This is a genomic window from Stenotrophomonas sp. GbtcB23 (genome assembly GCF_019091045.1).
Classification (GTDB): Bacteria; Pseudomonadota; Gammaproteobacteria; order Xanthomonadales; family Xanthomonadaceae; genus Stenotrophomonas; species Stenotrophomonas rhizophila_A.
Genome location: NZ_JAGXKC010000762.1, coordinates 1 through 231, shown reverse-complemented (window position 1 = coordinate 231; position 231 = coordinate 1). Strand labels below are relative to the sequence as shown.

Sequence of the window (231 nt, the reverse complement as noted above, 5' to 3'; positions counted from 1 at the left end):
CGGATCGCCGCCGTGGTCGCTCAGCCCCTTGAACAGCGCGACCGGGTGCACGACATTGACTTGGGCATGGCCGAACTCGCGCTGGTCGGCCGCACCGGTAGCGCCGCCGAGCTGAGCGGCCAGGGTCTGCATGCCATAGCAGATGCCGAAGAACGGCTGCCCGCTGTCGCACACTTCCTGCGGCGCGCCCGGCGCGCCCGGCAGCGTGGTGGATTCGGGGCCGCCAGACAG

Annotated in this window: 1 protein-coding gene; it reads right to left on the bottom strand. The window is 71.4% G+C overall.

All coding sequences use genetic code 11. The annotated features are described in order from the left end of the window. Positions 1 to 231, bottom strand: a 231-nt coding sequence (locus tag KVS69_RS20845) for a gamma-glutamyl-gamma-aminobutyrate hydrolase family protein (RefSeq protein ID WP_217540258.1), incomplete at both ends; no start/stop codon positions are given.